Source organism: Streptomyces sp. NPDC054840 (assembly GCF_053611065.1).
On record NZ_JBSGZP010000516.1, the window covers coordinates 1 to 5,385 of the forward strand.

The following is a 5,385-nucleotide window of genomic DNA, read 5'->3' on the forward strand; positions in this document are numbered from 1 at the left end:
GGGCTGGTGCGGGGCTTCCGCAATGATTGTTCGGCGGCGTCCTACTCTCCCACAGGGTCCCCCCTGCAGTACCATCGGCGCTGAAAGGCTTAGCTTCCGGGTTCGGAATGTAACCGGGCGTTTCCCTAACGCTATGACCACCGAAACACTATGAAATTTGAACGCTGGCATGGACACAGCTGTTCGTTATTTCAGAACTAACACAGTGGACGCGAGCAACTGAGGACAAGCCCTCGGCCTATTAGTACCAGTCAGCTTCACCCGTTACCGGGCTTCCACATCTGGCCTATCAACCCAGTCGTCTACTGGGAGCCTTACCCTCTCAAGGAGGTGGGAATACTCATCTTGAAGCAGGCTTCCCGCTTAGATGCTTTCAGCGGTTATCCCTCCCGAACGTAGCCAACCAGCCATGCCCTTGGCAGGACAACTGGCACACCAGAGGTTCGTCCGTCCCGGTCCTCTCGTACTAGGGACAGCCCTTCTCAATATTCCTACGCGCACAGCGGATAGGGACCGAACTGTCTCACGACGTTCTAAACCCAGCTCGCGTACCGCTTTAATGGGCGAACAGCCCAACCCTTGGGACCGACTCCAGCCCCAGGATGCGACGAGCCGACATCGAGGTGCCAAACCATCCCGTCGATATGGACTCTTGGGGAAGATCAGCCTGTTATCCCCGGGGTACCTTTTATCCGTTGAGCGACGGCGCTTCCACAAGCCACCGCCGGATCACTAGTCCCGACTTTCGTCCCTGCTCGACCCGTCGGTCTCACAGTCAAGCTCCCTTGTGCACTTACACTCAACACCTGATTGCCAACCAGGCTGAGGGAACCTTTGGGCGCCTCCGTTACCCTTTGGGAGGCAACCGCCCCAGTTAAACTACCCATCAGACACTGTCCCTGATCCGGATCACGGACCGAGGTTAGACATCCAGCACGACCAGAGTGGTATTTCAACGGCGACTCCACAACCACTGGCGTGGCTGCTTCAAAGTCTCCCACCTATCCTACACAAGCCGAACCGAACACCAATATCAAACTGTAGTAAAGGTCCCGGGGTCTTTCCGTCCTGCTGCGCGAAACGAGCATCTTTACTCGTAGTGCAATTTCACCGGGCCTATGGTTGAGACAGTCGAGAAGTCGTTACGCCATTCGTGCAGGTCGGAACTTACCCGACAAGGAATTTCGCTACCTTAGGATGGTTATAGTTACCACCGCCGTTTACTGGCGCTTAAGTTCTCAGCTTCGCAACCCCGAAAGGTCACTAACCGGTCCCCTTAACGTTCCAGCACCGGGCAGGCGTCAGTCCGTATACATCGCCTTACGGCTTCGCACGGACCTGTGTTTTTAGTAAACAGTCGCTTCTCGCTGGTCTCTGCGGCCACCCCCAGCTCACCGAGTAAATCGGATCACCAGTGATGGCCCCCCTTCTCCCGAAGTTACGGGGGCATTTTGCCGAGTTCCTTAACCATAGTTCACCCGAACGCCTCGGTATTCTCTACCTGACCACCTGAGTCGGTTTAGGGTACGGGCCGCCATGAAACTCGCTAGAGGCTTTTCTCGACAGCATAGGATCATCCACTTCACCACAATCGGCTCGGCATCAGGTCTCAGCCTTAATGAGGGACGGATTTGCCTACCCCTCGGCCTACACCCTTACCCCGGGACTACCACCGCCCGGGCTGGACTACCTTCCTGCGTCACCCCATCGCTTACCTACTACAAGTCTGGTTCGTCGGCTCCACCACTTTCCTTTCCCCGAAGGGTCCGGAACGGCTTCACGGACTTAGCATCGCCTGATTCGATATTGGGCGTTTCAAAGCGGGTACCGGAATATCAACCGGTTGTCCATCGACTACGCCTGTCGGCCTCGCCTTAGGTCCCGACTTACCCTGGGCAGATCAGCTTGACCCAGGAACCCTTAGTCAATCGGCGCACACGTTTCTCACGTGTGTATCGCTACTCATGCCTGCATTCTCACTCGTGAACCGTCCACAACTAGCTTCCGCTGCTGCTTCACCCGGCACACGACGCTCCCCTACCCATCACAGCGGGCGTTGGCCCTATTGCTGCAATGACACGACTTCGGCGGTACGCTTGAGCCCCGCTACATTGTCGGCGCGGAATCACTTGACCAGTGAGCTATTACGCACTCTTTCAAGGGTGGCTGCTTCTAAGCCAACCTCCTGGTTGTCTCTGCGACTCCACATCCTTTCCCACTTAGCGTACGCTTGGGGGCCTTAGTCGATGCTCTGGGCTGTTTCCCTCTCGACCATGGAGCTTATCCCCCACAGTCTCACTGCCGTGCTCTCACTTACCGGCATTCGGAGTTTGGCTAAGGTCAGTAACCCGGTAGGGCCCATCGCCTATCCAGTGCTCTACCTCCGGCAAGAAACACACGACGCTGCACCTAAATGCATTTCGGGGAGAACCAGCTATCACGGAGTTTGATTGGCCTTTCACCCCTAACCACAGGTCATCCCCCAGGTTTTCAACCCTGGTGGGTTCGGTCCTCCACGAAGTCTTACCTCCGCTTCAACCTGCCCATGGCTAGATCACTCCGCTTCGGGTCTAGAGCGTGCAACTCAATCGCCCTGTTCGGACTCGCTTTCGCTACGGCTTCCCCACACGGGTTAACCTCGCTACACACCGCTAACTCGCAGGCTCATTCTTCAAAAGGCACGCAGTCACGACTGTATGTGCAAGCACATACAGCGACGCTCCCACGGCTTGTAGGCACACGGTTTCAGGTACTATTTCACTCCGCTCCCGCGGTACTTTTCACCATTCCCTCACGGTACTATCCGCTATCGGTCACCAGGGAATATTTAGGCTTAGCGGGTGGTCCCGCCAGATTCACACGGGATTTCTCGGGCCCCGTGCTACTTGGGAGATTCTTAAGCAAGCCGCTGATGTTTCGTCTACGGGGGTCTTACCCTCTACGCCGGACCTTTCGCATGTCCTTCGACTACATCAACGGTTTCTGACTCGCCGACCGGCCGGCAGACCGGTCAAAAGAATTCCCACAACCCCGCATGCGCAACCCCTGCCGGGTATCACACGCATACGGTTTGGCCTCATCCGGTTTCGCTCGCCACTACTCCCGGAATCACGGTTGTTTTCTCTTCCTGAGGGTACTGAGATGTTTCACTTCCCCTCGTTCCCTCCACACTGCCTATGTGTTCAGCAGTGGGTGACAGCCCATGACGACTGCCGGGTTTCCCCATTCGGACACCCCCGGATCAAAGCTCAGTTGGCAGCTCCCCGGGGCCTATCGCGGCCTCTCACGTCCTTCATCGGTTCCTGGTGCCAAGGCATCCACCGTGCGCCCTTAAAAACTTGGCCACAGATGCTCGCGTCCACTGTGTAGTTCTCAAACAACGACCAGCCACCCATCACCCTGCTCTCGAAGAGAACAAGTTCACTGGGGCCGGCACTGAAGACATGACCTCACGGCCGTACCTTCAGGACCCAACAACGTGCCAGGCACGATCCCCTCCACTTCACTGTTTTCCACGCCGAGGCAGTACTTACAGAGAGTTTCGGAAACCGTGCCAACTAATCAACGTTCCACCCATGAGCTGACCGTGCAGAACGTTTGTCTGCAATCGGTACTGTGCTCCTTAGAAAGGAGGTGATCCAGCCGCACCTTCCGGTACGGCTACCTTGTTACGACTTCGTCCCAATCGCCAGTCCCACCTTCGACAGCTCCCTCCCTTACGGGTTGGGCCACCGGCTTCGGGTGTTACCGACTTTCGTGACGTGACGGGCGGTGTGTACAAGGCCCGGGAACGTATTCACCGCAGCAATGCTGATCTGCGATTACTAGCAACTCCGACTTCATGGGGTCGAGTTGCAGACCCCAATCCGAACTGAGACCGGCTTTTTGAGATTCGCTCCACCTTGCGGTATCGCAGCTCATTGTACCGGCCATTGTAGCACGTGTGCAGCCCAAGACATAAGGGGCATGATGACTTGACGTCGTCCCCACCTTCCTCCGAGTTGACCCCGGCGGTCTCCTGTGAGTCCCCATCACCCCGAAGGGCATGCTGGCAACACAGGACAAGGGTTGCGCTCGTTGCGGGACTTAACCCAACATCTCACGACACGAGCTGACGACAGCCATGCACCACCTGTATACCGACCACAAGGGGGGCACTATCTCTAATGCTTTCCGGTATATGTCAAGCCTTGGTAAGGTTCTTCGCGTTGCGTCGAATTAAGCCACATGCTCCGCTGCTTGTGCGGGCCCCCGTCAATTCCTTTGAGTTTTAGCCTTGCGGCCGTACTCCCCAGGCGGGGAACTTAATGCGTTAGCTGCGGCACCGACGACGTGGAATGTCGCCAACACCTAGTTCCCAACGTTTACGGCGTGGACTACCAGGGTATCTAATCCTGTTCGCTCCCCACGCTTTCGCTCCTCAGCGTCAGTAATGGCCCAGAGATCCGCCTTCGCCACCGGTGTTCCTCCTGATATCTGCGCATTTCACCGCTACACCAGGAATTCCGATCTCCCCTACCACACTCTAGCTAGCCCGTATCGAATGCAGACCCGAGGTTAAGCCTCGGGCTTTCACATCCGACGTGACAAGCCGCCTACGAGCTCTTTACGCCCAATAATTCCGGACAACGCTTGCGCCCTACGTATTACCGCGGCTGCTGGCACGTAGTTAGCCGGCGCTTCTTCTGCAGGTACCGTCACTTTCGCTTCTTCCCTGCTGAAAGAGGTTTACAACCCGAAGGCCGTCATCCCTCACGCGGCGTCGCTGCATCAGGCTTTCGCCCATTGTGCAATATTCCCCACTGCTGCCTCCCGTAGGAGTCTGGGCCGTGTCTCAGTCCCAGTGTGGCCGGTCGCCCTCTCAGGCCGGCTACCCGTCGTCGCCTTGGTGGGCCATTACCCCACCAACAAGCTGATAGGCCGCGGGCTCATCCTTCACCGCCGGAGCTTTCAACCCCCGCCCATGCAGGCAGGAGTGGTATCCGGTATTAGACCCCGTTTCCAGGGCTTGTCCCAGAGTGAAGGGCAGATTGCCCACGTGTTACTCACCCGTTCGCCACTAATCCACCCCGAAGGGCTTCATCGTTCGACTTGCATGTGTTAAGCACGCCGCCAGCGTTCGTCCTGAGCCAGGATCAAACTCTCCATGAATGTTTACCCGTGATCGGGTGCACACATCACTTAGAGCGGGCACGTCAGGTCGGAATAAGACCGACGCGCCACAACGTCCTCGCTGTGTTGTCGCCTGCCGGTGCCCGAAGGCCCGACAGGTCTTTTTCAAAGGAACCTCATCCACCGAAGTGGACGGGGTATCAACTTCTGGCGTTGATTTTTGGCACGCTGTTGAGTTCTCAAGGAACGGACGCTTCCTTTGTACTCACCCTC

The 5,385-nt window shown here is 57.0% G+C and carries 3 rRNA genes; all 3 read right to left on the reverse strand.

Features of this window, described 5'->3' with window-relative positions:
- Nucleotides 1-28: 28 nt before the first annotated feature.
- The 3 genes from rrf to ACWGIU_RS28370 all read right to left on the reverse strand — a co-directional run bounded on the left by rrf (nucleotide 29) and on the right by ACWGIU_RS28370 (nucleotide 5,151).
- Nucleotides 29-145, reverse strand: a 5S ribosomal RNA gene (gene rrf / locus ACWGIU_RS28360).
- A gap of 76 nt (nucleotides 146-221) precedes the next feature.
- Nucleotides 222-3,344: ribosomal RNA gene (locus tag ACWGIU_RS28365) — 23S ribosomal RNA — on the reverse strand.
- 282 nt (nucleotides 3,345-3,626) lie between these two features.
- Nucleotides 3,627-5,151 (reverse strand): 16S ribosomal RNA (locus tag ACWGIU_RS28370).
- The 16S, 23S and 5S rRNA genes sit together here, the layout of an rRNA operon.
- Nucleotides 5,152-5,385 lie beyond the last annotated feature (234 nt).